Genomic DNA, 15,912 nt, shown 5'->3' on the forward strand with positions numbered 1-15,912 from the left:
TTATTCCCCCTTCAATATGTCCCGCGGCCTTTGCCCGCTGATACGCAGATACGAGATGCTCACAGAAATCATCGTCACCAGAAGCATAACAAAAAATACCAGAACTATCGTCCCCGGCATCAGATCATATTTTAACGCCACTTGCTCCGTAGGGACTTTATTTACCTGTATTTCTGTCAGGTTATCATTTTTCACCTCATAGGGCTGATCGCCAATCGTTGCGTTCACTGATTTTGCCAAACCATTCCCCATCACGCCTGTCACCGGCTTTGCGAGCACTCCTGCCAGCAGAAATGCAGCCACGGCCACCAGGCAGCTTTCTAAGATGAACTGTGCCAATATTGCCTGCTTTTTTATCCCCAGCGACGATAGTATTCCAATCTCCCGCTTTCTGCCCCTTATCCACATGGTCAGAATCAAAGACAGGACGATCAGAAGGCCAATAGCCATGGCTGCTATCAGAATGGTGGACAGCGTTACCATCATATTCAACGGGCCTGCTGCCACCTTATAGTCATGGTCGTATTCCTTGAAGTCATAGTAGCTCCAGTCTACTCCGTCGATAGCCAATATCTTCTCTTTGACGGAATCCAGCATCAGCGGATCCTCCACAAAGACCGTCAGATTATCCAGCGTCTCATAACTTTCTTTGGCAAGCACCTGCCGGTTAATGTGCTTATTGAATTCAGATTGTGCCCAGTACCGCATTTCCCGATCCACAAATATGGCATTCGCCAATATGGCATCCTCCGAAGTCCATTCCGAAAGATCTTGCTGAAAGTTAATCTTAAAAATCCCTATAATTTCTGACCTAAAAGAATTTCCAAAACATTCTCCTGTCACAAAATCAAAATTGCGGGATTCTATCGCATCCCCGATGCCAAGTCCGTTTCTGCGCGCAAGTTCTTCTGATATGACGGCTTTTCCACTATCTTCCGCCTCAATATTGCGTCCCTCCACTAACTCCAGCGCTCCATTAATAAAGAAGGGATGCCACTTCCCCTCGTCCACCAGATAAAAGCCATTGACATGAGAATATACATCAAAGTTGTAAGCGTCCTCCTCTGACTGGCCCTCTGCATCTGTGCCATCCTCCGCCAAAGTGTCCGGACTATTCGAATAGCCTCCCGGATGGACATCCAGCCCGGTATAGAGCGTTTCATGTCCCATTTGCGTATAATAGCCCTGCACTCCATCTATCTGAAGAATTTCTTTAAGTTTTGAGCGCGTAAGCAATGGCACCTTTAAGGTTCGTACCATCTCCCCCTCCTCATTGGGAACCAGCTGATATATAGAATCTCCTGAAATGTCGGTTAACTGGAATACAACGCCCGTGGTTATGGACTTTCTCACGTCTTCCGCGGCTTTTGCCGCACTGGAACGGATCAGAACGCCCACCAGCATAAAAAGTCCCATAAGCAGCATAATCAGAAACAAGAGAAAACTTCTCGCCTTTTTTCTGGAGATATAAAGACATGCCCTTTTGAAAACGCCCATATCATTCCCTCCAATTGTAAAATTAGTCTAATAATCATTGCACGTCTGCCTTGCCTCTATTTTAGCATACTATCTGAATATAAGAAATAACTGCCGCAAGATGTTAATCGTCTCAAAATCAATATCCTTTTAATAAAGGGGGAATTAATCAGCAAAAGGGCATTAGTTTGCCCTTTTGCCCCATCACCACGTGCTTTTCTTTCTAATTCATGAATTAAATATTATTCTACCATGCAGCATTTTTAAACGTATTTCTGCGAGAGTTATTCTCACTGGTAAAAACCTTGGTATACTGAGTAGAACTGCTGCCGCAGGCTATGCAGGACATCGTGTTGCACGAGCAGCTTCCTATACAGGAGTCTGTCATGGCTTCAACCGTGGATTTCTTGTCTAAAAAGTTCTTTTTAAGTTTTTTCATATTCTCTGCCTCCTCCTTTTTATTATGAGATTTTATGCACATGGTGTCGGTAACTATTTTTTACATTCCAGCATCTCCATAAAAGCATCGCTTAACTTATCAACTCTGAAAATAGAATAATCATACCCTTTCAAAACTTCTGTGACCGGTATTTCTAATCTCCGCTCTAACTCATCAAATATATACAGAAAGTCAGCAGGATGAATATCCAGCTGTAAATTAAGCAGATTCACATTATCGGAATCCACATTGACCTTCGTTACTTCTCTGACAGTATTCTGAATTATACTTATTATCTCTTTTTTTGTATATTGCATATTGGCTCTCTCCTGACTATAGTGCATCTATATTTGACTGTAATTTTTCAATTATACGTTTTACGGAAGCATTTGCAGCATCCTTCTTCCATAAACAATAGATTGAATCATCGACACTGTCCTTTGTTGTATAATGCCGTTCCAGATACCCCTCATCCAGAAAGGAAAAGGTGAGTTCATTTTTAACCTCATCCTCTTCGAACGTATTCCTTCCAATATAGAAAACATCAACAGGAATTGAGAATCTTGTATTGGCGAAATCACAGATCTCTTTAACTGCGCTTCGATTGTTGATATTCATGTAATACATACATAAAGCCGCGCTGTCTATGCTTACCGCATTTCCAATAACCAAAGGATATTCGCTAAAATGATTTGTCTCTTTTACCTCAAATGCCGCTATCCCTTCCGGAATACCAATTAATAATACGTCTGGCTCTTCTAAAGTTATAAGATTATGAATAAAGTGATTATATTGGATAATCTTCTTTTCAAAGGAATAGTCATCTCTATACAAGAAGTCAGGCGTACTATAACTGTTAAATATGCAGCCAAGGTCATTCGAAGATACCCAGGTTGATTTATACCCTTCCTTTTCCAAATATGTGTTTATCAGTAATTGGGCTTCAAATTTGCCGCTGTTTTTTCCTGCCCCCGCTACCGCTATGACCGGAACGTCAATGGGGTACTTTCTATCAAAATACATTACCGGCTGCTCGATATCTAATCTAGGCTTTTTCTGCAATATTTGATATTTACCCTTGTAGCAGTCTAAAGATAATTCTTTTGCAATCTGTGGCATTATCCATACTTCTTTCCCAAGTTCAACAGCCTTGCCAATCACTTCATAATACTTGTCGTTCCTTAGGTCTCTATAATTATCTAATATCAGCAGCACATCGCCTTGATCCATTATCTCTTCCATCTGTCTGGAATTATGTAAAACAGCATTGATTCTATCTGTCATTATTGAATCCTCTTTAAAAGAGCAGACTCCATATAAACTGACGTCTTTTAATTCTCCCAGCCATTGAAGCAAGGTCTCTATATCCGGATGGTAAGGAAATATTACTATTTTTTTCATAATCGCAATCCCTCCTTGCTATCTGTATATCCAAACTCAGCCAGCACGCATTGCTCGTACAAGTCGAATTCCGTATCTTTTCTTCCTTTTTCACATTCAGCCATTTTATTCTTTTTGCTTGGATGATCGGCTCCATGAAATTCAATTTGATTAGAACATATAATGCATTGTCTTAAATTCCAGCATTCTTTACATTCTTCTTCCGTTATCTTCCCTATATTCAATAAATCTTTTACTCTTTTTAAATTAAATCCATCATTCACTGTGCCAATCTGATAATACTCCAGTTGCTCGTTCACCCTTTCACAGGGGAAAAGCGCACCGTCGCACCTTACAAATAGTCGCAATACCCCCGGCATGCAAGGCCCTCCATGGTGAATTACTGGTGGCAGCTCGAATCTGCCATGTAATGCTTTTCTCATTTTCATCACCTTATCTACCGAACTGGATGTCAGCTTGCTGACATATTCTTTGTCCAATTTTCCTGCCAGGTAGAATAATGTCTTGACATATTCAAATCTACGTATCTCAAAATAGGATTCTCCATATGGAATATCCTCTTTTAAATTCGTTGGAACCATCGTATTAAACATAATTGCTTTATCCCCGAGGATGTCGCTTGTCTTAAAATAGTCAAGCACGCATCCCAAATCCATGTAGGGGTTCACTGTAGTAAGTATGCTAATACGCCTTTTTTCAAATTCCGGGTACTTCTCCATCATTGTTTTTAAATTCTGGATCACAACATCAAAAGACCCCTCGCCATTTTTGAACTTCCGGCTGGCATTATGTTCTTCTTTCGAGCCATCCAGGCTAATACTTACATCAAAATCATGTTCTACTAAGAACTTCGCCACCTCACCCTTTAACAAGGTCGCATTTGTTGTGATATTGTATTGAATCCGTTTCCCCTCGCATCTTTCATTGGCATATTCCACGCATCTTCTGATAAGTTCGAATTCAAGCAAGGGCTCCCCTCCATAAAAGCCAATTACTACATCCGAAGTCTCTATGCTATGCTCAAGGAAAAAATCTATCGCCTTTCTCGCCACTTCAAAGTTCATCCTTTTATTGGCATGCGTACGGTTCCCATCATAGATTCCGGAATAAATGCAGTATTCGCATCGCAGGTTGCATTGCTGCGTTACCTGAAGGGTCAGTTGCTGCAACTTCTTTTCTGTGTGATGCTCTACAATATCCGTCTGCGGATGCCATATTTTCTCAACGACATTGGGCTTGAAAAGCCCCTCTTTTTGGTACTTGGCTATCACAGCGCTCTTTTCCGCCGCAAGTTCTGCCTTTTCTACTTTCCGCAGTTCATTGAACTCATCTTCATCAACAGCAATCACTGCATTCATATGCCTGTCATAAACGTAATTTTTTCTGTAGGTTCTAAATGTCCTAAAAATAATAGACTTCTCCATCAATTTCCTCCCACGTATTCTCTGATAAGTTTATCATTCTTCTCTGAATGCTCCCTAATTTTCTTACATTTATATATGTTTTAACACAATTATCCAACTATTCACAAGCCTTAATAGACAACTGCCGCTTTTTATGTATAACTAACGCTTACGATTGAAACTTGCATAAAAATAACGTCCGCATCTGCTTTTCCCTCGCAGATGCGGACGTTTATATCATCTTTTCTAAATTATTCTTTTATTACCTTCCCGTGACTCAGCCTGAACACTTCGTCTGCCTCCTTCGCCACTGCCTCTGAATGAGTAACGACTACCACGCAGCGGTTCAGCCTGTGGGCGTTATCCTTCAGGATCTCCGTAATCTCCGCTGCCGTGTCCTCATCCAGGTTCCCGGTGGGCTCATCAGCCAGGATGATCGGCGCCTGGCTTGCCAGCGCTCTTGCAATTGCCACTCTTTGCTGCTGCCCGCCAGACAGTTTCAGAACATTCCTTTTGGCCTCTTCCTCGCTGATTCCCAGACTGTCAAGCACCGGCATCGGTGCTTCCTTTGCCGTTAGCAGCACATTCTCCTTCGGTGTCATATACTCGATCAAATTATAATTCTGGAATACAAAGGCTACATGATGCTTCCGGTGATAGGCCAGCCCTTTCTTCTGAATATCCTCCCCTTCATAGAGTATCTGCCCGGCCTTTGGTTCATCCAGCCCGCCAATCAGGGATAGAAGCGTCGTCTTGCCGCAGCCGGATGGGCCGGATATGGCGTAGAACTTTCCCGGTTCCAGTTCCAGCTGGATCCCATCCAGCACCTTCTTATTCTCATAATAATAGTAACCTACGTCTCTTACCTCTAAAACTGCCATATCCATTCCTCCCTATTGATTAGTTGACAAGATTTCTTTGGGGCTCATCCTCGCTACCGTCAGAAATGATACAAGAACCGCGCACAACTGTATCACACATCCGCATGCTGCCGCGGCCAGAACATCCGCGCCTTTAATCCCCATCGTAACAGAATTTTCCATGTCCATAAGGTCCCCCGCAAACAGCAGGTTTCCTACGCCTCCCATTACCACATTCGCGCACAGCATGGCAGCCGCGAATGCTGCCAGATACAAAAGTATGCTTTCTATAAGAAGCTGTACCAGGATATCCTTTTTCCCAAGGCCCGCCGCAAGATAGATTCCCACCTCATGCTTCCGGTCTTTCATCCACATGAATAGGATCAGACATAGGATAGCCGCGCCTAATATAAGGATGGTTATGATGAATATCCCCGTCATCCGTATGACCTTCTCAAGCGGTTCGGACGACTTCAGGTACTTCCCATTATTCTCCTCGATGCGATAAGCTTCATCAAGACCCAGACTTTCTTTAAGGTTTTCTACCATCTCCTTAAAATTGCCGGAATCCCGGATATAGAAATTCACTCCATAGCGATACCAGTCTGTTTCATCGTCCCGCAGAATAGATACGATGCTATGACTCGTCTTTGCATCTATAAAAATATAGTTTTCCGGGATGTCGCATTCAGCCATCGAACTGCTATCCTTCGTCGCATTCTTTATGTGATAGATTCCCTTTACTTTGTATGTAAACGTTTGCCCTAAGGCTTCGTCGTTTCTGCCTTGGTAGCCTTGTGTGACAAGGCTATCAAACTCATCTCCCACACACAGGCTGTTATCTTTAGCAAAATTTTCAGAAATCAGGGCCATTCCTTCATCATCCGCCCGTATGTGCTCTCCTTCCTTCAGTTCTAACTCTCCCAGATAGAACTGCTCATTATACCGGGTATCCGTACTTCCCACAAATCTCGCCACATGGGCCAGATCTTCCTTCCCTTGCGCGCCAAACCGGCCCGGCGTAAGCAGAAGTTCGGGAGTGCACATATAATAGATTTCAATTCCATTATAAGCCATGATATTCGTATCCTTCAACACATCTTTGCAAAAATCATCCGTAAGCATCTCCGCCGCGCCCTCAACATCCAGATCGGGGATGATGGTAAAATATCCGCTTAGCTTCTCCTTTAACTGTGACGTGACTTCATTAGTCCTATTTCTGACCGCGCCTGCCACCAGCACGCTTAAAAGGCATACCCACATAATGGCAAATAGCATCAGACTCTTACCCTTTTTTCTTTTGATGTACAAAAGCGCTCTTTTCCAATTCTGCATAGTCGCACTCCTTTATGGCATGATTCTGAATCTCATATATTCTATCCATCCCGGCAAGGTTCTCTGTCTTATGTGTAATCACAATCAGCGTCTTGTCCGGGAAATCCTTTAATATATTATAATGCAGCAATTCATTGTATTTTTTGTCAATGTTGGCTGTTGCCTCGTCAAGCACAAGAATCGGAGATTTCTTGATGATCGCGCGCAGCAGTGCAATCTTCTGGCGTTCCCCGCCGGATAAGTTTTCGCCATTTTTCTCAAGCCGTGTCTCATATCCCTGTGGCAGTTTTCCGATAAATTCCTGCATATTCATCATCTTGCAAGTCCTGTCCATTTCTTCATCATCTATCTTGCGACCCATGGCAATGTTGGCTTTCACCGTATCCTTAAATAAATAGATATCCTGGCTTACAACTCCGAATAGATCTCTGTATTCCCCCAAGTCATACTCCTCTATCTCTTTCCCATCCAAGTAGATGCTCCCCTTTCCTGGTTTCAAAAAGCGCAGAAGCAGACTGATAAGCGTCGACTTTCCGCTCCCGTTATCCCCGATTATGGCAATCTTTTCTCCTTTGCGTATCTTGAGGCTAATATCTTTTAGCACCGGCTGATCTTCATATGCAAAATCCACATTCTCAAATCGTATCTCTTCTTTCAGTTCCTTGATATCCTGTCCAGGCTTAGAAGGCTTTTCGGTCTCCAGTTTAAAAAATTCACGCAGCCTTTTGGCTGATGGCTTCACTTGCGCAAAAAGGAATTTAAGATTGAATACAAGCGCGATTGGCCCGATGACATAATTACTGTAAGATATAAATGCCGTTAGCCCGCCGATGGTAAGGCTGCCGCCACAGATCAGATAACCGCCGATTCCATACAGGGCCGAGGTGACGGTCCATTGCAGGATAGAATCCCCAGACAGATTATACGTTTCCAGCAGATTGCTTCGTTTCCCCAGTTCCAGGACCTTTTTTTGCCTTCGCCTTAATTCCCTGCGCTCTTTTTTATAAAGATTCCATAATTTGACCTCCCGCATCCCGTTGATAGTATCTCCAAACCATGCGGAAAAATCGGTGGACTCCTGAATCCATTCTGCCACAGCCTCTTCCTTCCTTTTTGAGAAGAAACGGATTAGAAGATATTTAACCGGCACAATTGCAAGCACCAGCACTGCGAGTTTCCAATCAATTACGAACAGCCCGATTACCCCGCTTATAATCTGAAGGACATAACTGATTATACTCATTACGCTGCTGTCTACCAGTGTACCCACACCGCCTATATCCGTTGAAATCCGATTCATGATCTCTACGGAATTATTATGAGAAAAGTACTCCATCTTGGCAAAAAGAAGTCTTTGGAATACCTTGGTGTACAAGTTTAATATGACGCTATTCTGCAAATCCGTAAATAGTTTTGCCTGCAAAATATTGAGCGCCTCTTCAAGAACCGCCAATGCGAAAAGCACGCCTGAAAATATGAGAATCACTTGGAAGTCCTTGGCCATCATCCCCTGATCCATAATACGCTTCATCACCAGCGGTCTGTAAAACGACGTTCCAATCAATACTATGTAGCAAAAAAATATAAGAAATATCTGTCTTTTTCGCATATTCATCCCCTGCCCGCTATCCGGCATCTATGTCAAGATTCGATAAATCGTATCCGCTATGTCTTCTACATCCGCCGTTATACATCGTTCCTCATATATCGCCTCAAGGCTGTGTCCTTCCAGTTCTATCTCTATATCAAATGCAGCCTTATACCTGGCTGCATCTATCTCCTCTTTCTTTACAAGCACAAATATTAAATCCGTCTTATAATGGCAGTTCATGAACAACAGTTCATCCTCTAAATCATCCAGTTTCCCTATTTTTCGAAATCGGATATCATAGTCCATCGTCACGCTAGATATGCCTGTCGCCTGGACTTTATAGCATTCGAAAAATTGATCTGCCGCCTTACATGCTCCTTTGACGATCTCACATTCTTTCTCTCCGTATACAAGAATAATAGGAACTTCTGCGCTTCTGTAGAGCAATAACTCATCTTTCCTATACTGCTCCCTTTCATATGATTTCAATTGCCCTATCACCTGCTCCAAATTCATTCCACAGCCCAACTGTCTACATATGAAAGCTGCTGTCACTGGCGCGGCCAGACTGTTGGACGGCATATAATGCGCCTGTTGCACGAAGTCAAACATGCAGTTCGCATACACTTGCGCGCCAAGCCTCTCCCCTTCCTGATATGCCAATTCTCCGGGATGCAGATACTGTTCCCGATCAGACTGCACGCCTACTACAAATGGATAACTGGCTGGAACCGTAACATATCTGTCATTATCCAGCGCTGATACAATCACTGCCTTTTGCGAAAGCCTCTTTGCGGCATCATATAAGTATTTGGAATCTGATAAAAGAGAAGATACTGCGCTTAAGTTGACTACATCGACTTCCAACTGCGTGCATAACTTAAGCGCCGCCTCCAAATCTCTAATATCTCCGGCTATCTTTCCCTTTCTTCCACTGTCGTCCGGCAAAACTTGTATACTTACCAATTCGTAATTTTCTAAACAATGATCAAGCACCAACGCCACCATGGTTCCGTGTGATATTCCGGTTCCCGTCAATGCCTCGCCGCCTCTCCTGCATACATTATACGATTCAAACCGTTGACAATGCAGCTTTCTGGAGTCAATAGCTGTATCTATAACTGCAACTCTATGCATACGACAACTCCTCATTTCTATACCATCACCTCACTTTTATAGCAAGGACAGTATCTCTTTTGGCTTTAGCTTTAATATCTCTCGTGCCGAAAAAATCGTGACCATTGCCAACACTAAGGCTAATATTCCGGATGTACCCAGTATTATAGGAATCGTAACTTGGCAATCAACCGTCTCAGGCGCTTCTACTTCCGATTCCACCTGGAATTGCTTACTGAATTCCTGTATATCTTCTGCCGCTGCTGGCGGCTCTTGGTAATTCTCCTCCAAATTCTCCGCCTCTTTCTTTCCCTGTTCATTCATACCTGACAGCATCCAATTTCCAACCCTATTGCTGACTCCGGCAGCAAGCATGCCTGAGAGCGCCACAGATATGGCCAGAATCAGCAGCCCTTCAATCAAGAACTGACTTGCTATGCTTCTTCCTCCATTCCCAATGGCCAAAAGAATCCCTGTCTCTTTACGCCTGGTTCCGACCCACATTCGGAGAATCAAAACTAATAATATAATACAAATCACCAAAACAAATACTATCATGAAGATAGATATCTTGCTCATATTTCGTAGTGGCTTGAGCGATGATTGATATGTTGTATCATCTGGCTTAATTTTAAATGAATCCCAGTTAACGCCCTCAATCTCCTGAACCTTCTCTATAATATCATCCATCTTTCTTGGGTCATATACGAAGAATGAGGCCTTGTCATACAATAGTCCATTATTTATTCCCTGTAGTTGTGCATCCTTCTGGCGCAATTCTTGTATCGTACTGCAAGCGGCAAACATATAATTCTCTGCTATCTCTTCTTCCAGCGTATATTCGCTTATAACCTGGGATACGTTTACATGAAAGATTCCGACAATCTCAAAGTTCTTCTTATATATAATTACGCTCGGATCTCCTAATTCCGTCAAATATTTATTCTGCTCGCCGCAAATAGTATCGCCCAGAGCCAGGTGATTCTTCTTAGCCAATACATCCGATATTAGAATCTTGTCCTTATCCTGTTCTGTTAGATGTCGGCCTTCTACTAATTCATAAGAATTCGTTCGAAAGTAATCACTTAATTCACTCCTGCTATATCCTAATAGCCGGCCTCCCTTTGCGGTTACATCTGGGTTATAAACCTCACCTTCAAATGATTCCGGGTCTGTTTTTTTCAATTCTGCTAGGCTTGTATGGAGTCCAGGAATAAAATCCAGGTCGCCAAAATATAAGGTCGTCTCCACTTCTTTGCATACAGTTTTAATTCCTTGGACAGACATTACTTTTTCTATGACATCGTCATTTAGCCGTGATCCTTTATAATTATAAGCCTCCGCCCCAGTTATCGGATCTGTATAAGATTCCCATAAAGAACTATCCTCGAAATTATTATTTATCTCCATATTGAAATTACTTCCATAGGTTTTCCTCAATTCCTCAATTCCATCCTGGCTGCTCTTCCATACCGCAAAGCATATCATAAGCGTGCTGGAAATTATCGTCAAGATAAGTAGAAGCAGTAGGCATCTCCGCTTATTTCGCTTTATATATAAAGTTGCTCTTGCCAAAACGCCCATATCTCCATATGCCCCCTTATAACAATGACAATATCTCCTTCGGCTTCAGTTTCAAAACCTCCTTCGCCGAAAAAATCGTGACCACGGTCAGCACTAGGGAAAGTATCCCGGCAGAGCCAAGCACTATAGGAAGCGTCACCTGGCAATCGACCGTCTCCGGAGCCTCTGCCTCTGCTTTCACCTCAAACTGCTGGATGAATGCCTGCATGTCTTCTGCGGCCGCTGGCAACTCCTGGGTGCTGATTTCCTCATTTCTCGCATTCTCCACCCTCTGCGCCTGGGCATTCATGCCTGACAGCATCCAATTCCCAATTCCATTGCTGCCCCCGGCAGCCATCCCGCCCGCGAGCATCACAGACACTGCCAGAATCATCACTCCCTCAAGAATAAACTGGCCTGCAATGCTTCTTTTACTATTCCCGATACACAGAAGAATTCCCATCTCTTTGCGCCTCGATCCGATCCACATCCGGAGTATCAGGACTAGCAAGATAATGCAGATCACGATTACAAATGCCATCATAAAAAGAGAGATTCTGGTCATATTTTGCAATGGCTTAAGCGCTGACTGATAGGCAGTGTCGTCGGGCCTTAGGACAAAATAGTACCAGTCGATGCCTTCTATGTTCTGAACCTTTTCAAGGACTTGATCCAAGTCTTTCGGGTCTTTCACGAAAAATGTCACCTTCTGATACGGAGGCTCCTTATGTAAGTCCACCGCCTCAAAATAGGCTCTTCTAGCCTCCTGAGTCACATTCACATCTGCAAACATAAAATTCTCGGCAATATCTGGCTCAACTGTATATTCACTGACTATCTGAGTCGTATTTACATGAAAAATTCCAATAATCTCTAAATCAACCTCATAAAAAATAGTATTTGGATCGCCTCCATCAATTGAGCGCTTATTTAAAACTGCATGAGTATTATCTCCTATTTTCAAATGGTTTTTCTTTGCTAGGGCATCCGAAATCATCACCTTTTTTTGATCCTGTTCCTGGATATGCCTTCCTTCCCTAAGTTCAAATGCATTCGTCCGAAAATAACTGCTAAATTCACTCTTACTATATCCCTCCAGCGAGTTATCCTTCGCTACTATAAGTGTATTGGATAACTCCGGATCGTTATCCTTTCTTTCCCTTTTTATGCATTCCGCAAACAGGCCTGGGATAAATGTTATATCCACAAAATTGAGTGTAATTTCCTGCTCTATGCAGAAATCCTCGATCCCCTCTACAGAAGCCACCTTATCAACTATTTCATCACTTAGATAAGGCCCCTTATACCGATACTGCACTACGCCGTTATCCGTCACCTCTTTTTCCCATAACGTCGTATCCTCTTTGCTGCTGTCCGTTATATTCGGCATAAGAATAAAGGAATTGCCATAACTTTTCCGAAGACTATCTATCGCATCCTGGCTGCTCCTCCATACCGCAAAGCATATGATGAGGGAACAGGAGATTACAGTCAAAGTTAACAGAAGCAGTATACATCTATGCCTGTTTCTCTTCAAATATATAATGGACCTTATCCACGCACTCATTTTCTATCCCCCCTTCGCCTGATTAACTGCTGTTGAATTATCCCTATAATAAGATTTCCTTCCGTCGCCCCCTTAAAATCTCTATTATTTTCTTTGAAAATAGCAGCACCCTTATGGATACTGCTAACTCTCATACAGATTATGTATGTCCTTTAATATTTACAATTATGGTTACAATCTACAACAGAATAATTAAGCAGTCTGTCTCTTTCTTATATTCATAACCAGCATCACCGCCTGTATTATTAACGCCGTACCAATCCCTTCTCTGTAATTACATCCGGCATAATACATCACTCCGAATATAACTCCAAGAAGAATCAGAATTCCCCTCGCCTTTTTCCTGTATAACTGGATCTCATATTGTTCCAAATGATTATTGGGATTCTCGCTGGGCGAAAGGAACCATATAACAAATGCTGCTATTATCAGCATTGTGTTCACGACCGGTTCATATACTATGTAATTCTTAAACATGCCAATTGCAAGCAATACTACCAAAATAGTACATGCATAGCATTTTAAAGAAGATTTACAATGAAATCCTCCCGAGTATTCCCGGATACATTTATATGCGCCTACAAAAATCAGGGTATTGACCAGTTCGCCCGCCAGATATCCCAGCACAAGAATCGTCAGTATATGACCTGCCTTTATTAATAACAGCCTTAGGCCATAAGTATAAATCTCTATGTCGTCGGCAGGATGGAACTGGTCAATTGCTCTTTCTATTCCTTGTTGGAATTTTCTAATCATGTCTCTTTTTTAATGCTTTGACGCTATCTGGCATCTCAGGCTGGCCATGAATAAAAGGACACGTTGAATTTGCACTTTTTTCAGCCTGTTTATAAAGAGTCTTCAACACCACATTTCCCATTGCTTTTTTCATTTTCTTGTCCATAAAATTTTCTCCTTTTCCTCTAATAGTTTTTTTACTTTTATATATGTTTTACCATAATTGTCCAACTATTTACAGCTCAAAACAGACAACTGCCGCTTTTTTTGTATAACTAACGTTTATATTCTTTTTTTCTATCTTTACTTGCATTACAATCTTATCCAATTTCACTTCTTTATATATATAAAACTGACCTTGATAAGTCATCTCCAACTTATCAAGGTCAATTCTCTTCCACCGCTGGAATCCTTCATCACGAATCCCGACAGTCTCTAATATTTATCTTGGTTATAAAGAATTCTTCTGTATAATCAAAATTCAGGTCTCCATCATACTTCTTTACGATCTCCTCTAGGATCAGCATCCCCAGCCCTTTGTGCCCGGGCTTCGTTGATACAGGCTTTCTGTTTTTTATAACAGGCCTTTGGCCGATTGAATTCATTAGATTAATGACAATAAACTTCTTATACTTATGAATACGCAGGTCGATATCCTTTTTTACCGCAACACTGTCTTCGCAGGCCTCAATAGAATTGTCCAGCAGATTGGCAAATAAGGAGGTAAGTTCCATATCGCTCATAAAATCCCAGTCTATATCCTGCATTGAAATATTAAAATTGATATTCAGCCGCTCGCACTGCTGCATCTTTTCCCAGATGATCACATTGATAATCTTATTGCTGCACTGGAACTTCTGTTCAAGGCTTTTGATAGTCTCCTCCAGGTTCTCGATATATGCCTGGTTATTGCTGTAAGACTCATTGGCCAGGCTTTCTACGACTTGCAGATGCTTCTTAAAGTCATGCAGCAGTTTTTGGGCGGCTTCATATCGTTTCTCACTTTCATGATAGAACTTATTGGTGGCAGCCTTCTGCTGACTCAATAATTCGGTCTGCTTTTCCAAATATGTAATTCTGGAAATCATCTTATACAAGTACAGGATGCCAATATCCACAATGACAAATCCGATGCTTATGCCTAAGAATGGGACTGTATGAAACTGAATCTTTACAAAATATGATATGACCGCTGTTTCAAACCCTAGCAAAAAAATCATGTAAATACTTAACGCAATGGATGACTTGGAAATAGGATTATTTTTTAAAAACTGAATGATCTTCTTATGCGTGCATATAAGCAAAAGGGCGTTCACAATCCCGGAGGTTAAATAGATAACATCATCATACGATGTCATATACCCGCTTCTTGATATGCAGAAGGAAAATAAAACGCTGATAATCGTATCTACCGCAATAATATAGATAAAAAACAGGATAAAGTTAATGACGGGATTCCTGCCCTTCACATGATAGAGCGTTCCATTGATCATTCCCATGCTAAGTACCGTGCAGATTACATTCACATAAGGAAGTTTTAATATGCCGATTCCAAAACTGATCATGATATATGCAAGATAAGCCAGCCAATACATTCTTCTATTATCGTATTTCCTGGGATACAGCGTCTCCATGAACACGTTAAAAATGTAGGCAGAAATACAGCTCATTCCAAAAAGTCCTATATAATTAATCATAGCCATCACCTAAAATAATTTGAAAGTCGTCTGCAGGAAATCATTGAAACTATTTTTAAATGCAACCGATCTCTTCTGGGCCAGCGGAACGGTGTCCCCATTGTCCATTCGTATATCAGCCCCTTTTATATCCTTGATATGCAGCATATTTACGATAAAACTTTTATGCGGCATTTCAAAATGATATCGGCATAACTTTTCGTACAGCTGCTTCAAGCTATAAGATGCCGACGTATAACGCCTTCTTTCACATACGATCGATAGTTCTCTTGCACAATATTTAAAGTAATAGATCTCATTGATTCTAAGATTGATGCCGCCCTGGCTTGTCTTAAAAAATATTTCCGGCGATACCTCTGCCTCTTCCAGATACCTGACGGCTTCATTAAGGACAGCATATATCTCTTCTTCCTTTATAGGCTTGCACAGATAGTCAAATGCGTGGACCTTATAAGCATGGCTTTTAAAATTACTGTAGTTGGTCAGATAAATGATCTTGCTTCTTACATCCCATTTCCGCAATGCTTCTGCGGTCTCGATCCCATTTATTTCTGGCATCTCGATATCTAAAAATATGATATCATACGCTTCTTTATCTTCAATCATCTTACTGCCTGATTCATATAGCGTCAGCTCTGCATTTCTCTTTCTCTCGTCGAAATATGTCTTTATGATATCAGAAGCCTGTTCTCTGACCGTAAGCTCATCATCACAAACTGCAATTTTCAT

Annotated in this window: 15 protein-coding genes; all 15 read right to left on the bottom strand. The window is 41.8% G+C overall.

From position 1 onward, the window contains the following. The 15 genes from K0036_RS14815 to K0036_RS14885 all read right to left on the bottom strand — a co-directional run bounded on the left by K0036_RS14815 (nt 1) and on the right by K0036_RS14885 (nt 15,912). On the bottom strand, nt 1–1,497 hold the full coding sequence (locus tag K0036_RS14815) for an ABC transporter permease (RefSeq protein WP_220430076.1): 1,497 nt from the start codon (nt 1,495–1,497) through the stop codon (nt 1–3). Nucleotides 1,498–1,723: 226 nt separating this feature from the next. Continuing rightward, nucleotides 1,724–1,915 carry a hypothetical protein gene (locus K0036_RS14820; protein ID WP_025642485.1) on the bottom strand — a complete coding sequence of 64 codons (192 nt, stop codon included), beginning with the start codon at nt 1,913–1,915 and terminating at the stop codon, nt 1,724–1,726. 53 nt (nt 1,916–1,968) lie between these two features. Further along, nucleotides 1,969–2,232: a hypothetical protein gene (locus K0036_RS14825; protein ID WP_220430077.1), complete on the bottom strand. Its 264-nt coding sequence runs from the start codon at nt 2,230–2,232 to the stop codon at nt 1,969–1,971. Between the two features lie 16 nt (nt 2,233–2,248). Then, complete coding sequence (locus tag K0036_RS14830) at nt 2,249–3,316, bottom strand: hypothetical protein (protein ID WP_220430078.1); 1,068 nt, start codon at nt 3,314–3,316, stop codon at nt 2,249–2,251. Next, nucleotides 3,313–4,740 (bottom strand): Cys-rich peptide radical SAM maturase CcpM, encoded by a 1,428-nt coding sequence (ccpM, locus tag K0036_RS14835; protein ID WP_220430079.1) that lies wholly within the window; start codon nt 4,738–4,740, stop codon nt 3,313–3,315. The genes K0036_RS14830 and ccpM overlap by 4 nt, the downstream gene beginning before the upstream one ends. 230 nt (nt 4,741–4,970) lie before the next feature. Next, nucleotides 4,971–5,600, bottom strand: a complete 630-nt coding sequence (locus K0036_RS14840; protein WP_220430080.1) for an ABC transporter ATP-binding protein — start codon at nt 5,598–5,600, stop codon at nt 4,971–4,973. Nucleotides 5,601–5,612: 12 nt separating this feature from the next. Beyond that, the gene (locus tag K0036_RS14845) at nt 5,613–6,914 is read right to left on the bottom strand and encodes an ABC transporter permease (protein WP_220430081.1); all 1,302 of its coding nucleotides are present in this window, start codon (nt 6,912–6,914) and stop codon (nt 5,613–5,615) included. After that, the gene (locus tag K0036_RS14850) at nt 6,865–8,523 is read right to left on the bottom strand and encodes an ABC transporter ATP-binding protein (protein ID WP_220430082.1); all 1,659 of its coding nucleotides are present in this window, start codon (nt 8,521–8,523) and stop codon (nt 6,865–6,867) included. Before K0036_RS14850 ends, K0036_RS14845 begins: the two co-directional genes overlap by 50 nt. 27 nt (nt 8,524–8,550) lie before the next feature. Then, a complete protein-coding gene (locus K0036_RS14855) occupies nt 8,551–9,642 on the bottom strand; it encodes a hypothetical protein (RefSeq protein ID WP_220430083.1) in 1,092 nt (363 codons plus the stop codon). 36 nt (nt 9,643–9,678) lie between these two features. Continuing rightward, a complete protein-coding gene (locus K0036_RS14860; RefSeq protein WP_220430084.1) occupies nt 9,679–11,031 on the bottom strand; it encodes an ABC transporter permease in 1,353 nt (450 codons plus the stop codon). A 190-nt stretch (nt 11,032–11,221) separates the two neighbouring features. Continuing rightward, a complete protein-coding gene (locus K0036_RS14865; RefSeq protein ID WP_220430085.1) occupies nt 11,222–12,574 on the bottom strand; it encodes an ABC transporter permease in 1,353 nt (450 codons plus the stop codon). A gap of 369 nt (nt 12,575–12,943) precedes the next feature. Continuing rightward, nucleotides 12,944–13,507 carry an accessory gene regulator ArgB-like protein gene (locus tag K0036_RS14870; RefSeq protein ID WP_220430086.1) on the bottom strand — a complete coding sequence of 188 codons (564 nt, stop codon included), beginning with the start codon at nt 13,505–13,507 and terminating at the stop codon, nt 12,944–12,946. Next, nucleotides 13,500–13,652 (bottom strand): cyclic lactone autoinducer peptide, encoded by a 153-nt coding sequence (locus tag K0036_RS14875; protein WP_081702182.1) that lies wholly within the window; start codon nt 13,650–13,652, stop codon nt 13,500–13,502. Before K0036_RS14875 ends, K0036_RS14870 begins: the two co-directional genes overlap by 8 nt. A gap of 250 nt (nt 13,653–13,902) precedes the next feature. Beyond that, on the bottom strand, nt 13,903–15,183 hold the full coding sequence (locus K0036_RS14880) for a sensor histidine kinase (protein ID WP_220430087.1): 1,281 nt from the start codon (nt 15,181–15,183) through the stop codon (nt 13,903–13,905). 9 nt (nt 15,184–15,192) lie between these two features. Next, complete coding sequence (locus K0036_RS14885) at nt 15,193–15,912, bottom strand: LytR/AlgR family response regulator transcription factor (protein ID WP_220430088.1); 720 nt, start codon at nt 15,910–15,912, stop codon at nt 15,193–15,195.

This window comes from [Clostridium] scindens (assembly GCF_019597925.1).
Classification (GTDB): domain Bacteria; phylum Bacillota; class Clostridia; order Lachnospirales; family Lachnospiraceae; genus Clostridium_AP.

Excerpts from the sequence above, each read along its gene's own strand:
- K0036_RS14815 (WP_220430076.1), bottom strand. The coding sequence starts at position 1,497 with ATGGGCGTTTTCAAAAGGGCATGTCTTTATATCTCCAGAAAAAAGGCG.
- K0036_RS14820 (WP_025642485.1), bottom strand. The coding sequence starts at position 1,915 with ATGAAAAAACTTAAAAAGAACTTTTTAGACAAGAAATCCACGGTTGAA.
- K0036_RS14825 (WP_220430077.1), bottom strand. The coding sequence starts at position 2,232 with ATGCAATATACAAAAAAAGAGATAATAAGTATAATTCAGAATACTGTC.
- K0036_RS14830 (WP_220430078.1), bottom strand. The coding sequence starts at position 3,316 with ATGAAAAAAATAGTAATATTTCCTTACCATCCGGATATAGAGACCTTG.
- ccpM (WP_220430079.1), bottom strand. The coding sequence starts at position 4,740 with ATGGAGAAGTCTATTATTTTTAGGACATTTAGAACCTACAGAAAAAAT.
- K0036_RS14840 (WP_220430080.1), bottom strand. The coding sequence starts at position 5,600 with ATGGCAGTTTTAGAGGTAAGAGACGTAGGTTACTATTATTATGAGAAT.
- K0036_RS14845 (WP_220430081.1), bottom strand. The coding sequence starts at position 6,914 with ATGCAGAATTGGAAAAGAGCGCTTTTGTACATCAAAAGAAAAAAGGGT.
- K0036_RS14850 (WP_220430082.1), bottom strand. The coding sequence starts at position 8,523 with ATGCGAAAAAGACAGATATTTCTTATATTTTTTTGCTACATAGTATTG.
- K0036_RS14855 (WP_220430083.1), bottom strand. The coding sequence starts at position 9,642 with ATGCATAGAGTTGCAGTTATAGATACAGCTATTGACTCCAGAAAGCTG.
- K0036_RS14860 (WP_220430084.1), bottom strand. The coding sequence starts at position 11,031 with ATGGAGATAAATAATAATTTCGAGGATAGTTCTTTATGGGAATCTTAT.
- K0036_RS14865 (WP_220430085.1), bottom strand. The coding sequence starts at position 12,574 with ATGCCGAATATAACGGACAGCAGCAAAGAGGATACGACGTTATGGGAA.
- K0036_RS14870 (WP_220430086.1), bottom strand. The coding sequence starts at position 13,507 with ATGATTAGAAAATTCCAACAAGGAATAGAAAGAGCAATTGACCAGTTC.
- K0036_RS14875 (WP_081702182.1), bottom strand. The coding sequence starts at position 13,652 with ATGGACAAGAAAATGAAAAAAGCAATGGGAAATGTGGTGTTGAAGACT.
- K0036_RS14880 (WP_220430087.1), bottom strand. The coding sequence starts at position 15,183 with ATGATTAATTATATAGGACTTTTTGGAATGAGCTGTATTTCTGCCTAC.
- K0036_RS14885 (WP_220430088.1), bottom strand. The coding sequence starts at position 15,912 with ATGAAAATTGCAGTTTGTGATGATGAGCTTACGGTCAGAGAACAGGCT.